The organism is Salinisphaera sp. T5B8 (genome assembly GCF_040361255.1).
Lineage (GTDB): Bacteria > Pseudomonadota > Gammaproteobacteria > Nevskiales > Salinisphaeraceae > Salinisphaera.
In genome coordinates, this window is the sequence record NZ_APNG01000052.1 from 1 (window position 1) to 1207 (window position 1207).

1 protein-coding gene is annotated in these 1207 nt (G+C 60.6%); it reads left to right on the forward strand.

What is annotated here, in order from left to right; all coding sequences use genetic code 11:
• The first annotated feature begins 18 nt into the window (after positions 1 to 18).
• Positions 19 to 1148, forward strand: a protein-coding gene (locus T5B8_RS19940) for an IS3 family transposase (protein WP_353181006.1) whose coding sequence is annotated in 2 segments (ribosomal slippage) — positions 19 to 280 and positions 280 to 1148 — 1131 coding nt in all. Because the reading frame shifts where the segments join, the coding sequence is not laid out codon by codon here.
• Positions 1149 to 1207 lie beyond the last annotated feature (59 nt).

Below are 1207 nucleotides of genomic sequence, written 5' to 3' on the forward strand. Positions count from 1 at the left end.
CCCGGCCAAGGAGCAACTATGCGACGCAAACGCCGTAATCACTCACCGGCCTTCAAGGCGAAGGTGGCACTCGCCGCCGTGCAAGGCGATCGAACGCTCGCCGAACTGGCTCAGCAGTTCGACGTGCATGCGAACCAGATCATGCAATGGAAACGCCAGCTGGTCGAAGGCGCGACCGAGACGTTCGACAAGGGACCATCGACGTCGGATAACCAAGCCCAGATCGACTCGCTGCATGCCAAGATCGGTGAGCTGTCGATGGAGAACGATTTTTTGGAGCGCGGGCTCGCGCGCTTCGACCCGAAGCGCGGCGGGCCATGATCGATCCCGGCCACACATTGCCGATCACACGCCAATGCCGTGTCCTCGATGTCGCCCGATCGACGGTCTACTATCGGCACAAGCCGGTATCGGATACCGATCACAGGCTTATGCAGCGTATCGACGTGCTGCACCTCGAGCGGCCGTTTCTCGGCAGCCGACGCATCACCGATGCACTGGCCGATGGACACGGCCTGGCGATCAATCGCAAGCGCATACAGCGTTTGATGCGTATCATGGGGATCACCGCCTCGTATCCGAAGCCGCGCTTGTCACGACCGGCAGCGGGGCATCGGATCTATCCGTATCGCCTGCGGGGTCTGAAGATCGATCGACCCAACCAGGTCTGGGCCAGCGATATCACGTACTTGCCCATGGCGCGTGGTTTTTTATACCTGGTCGCCGTCATGGACTGGTACTCGCGCAGGGTGCTGTCCTGGCAGGTGTCGAACACGCTCGATGACGCGTTCTGCGTCGATGCCCTGCAGCGCGCGGTCGCACGCTACGGAGCGCCCGACATCTTCAACACGGATCAGGGCAGCCAATTCACGGGTAGCGCCTTCACCGGTGTGCTCGAAGACCACGCGATCACGATCAGTATGGATGGCCGCGGGCGCTGGATGGATAACGTCTTCATCGAACGGCTCTGGCGCAGCGTGAAGTATGAGGAGGTGTATTTGAAAGCCTATGACAGTGGGCGCGACGCCAAAGCGGGCTTGGCTGATTACTTCGCCTTCTACAACGCCAAGCGCCATCATCAGGGCCTTGATCGAGCCACGCCCGATCAGGTCTACTTCGACCCACAGCCGCGACCGCAGGCGGCTTAACCTAGCAGGTCATCACTTAAAAATCGCTGCGGACTGTCCAATGGATGGGGTCCAGCTCA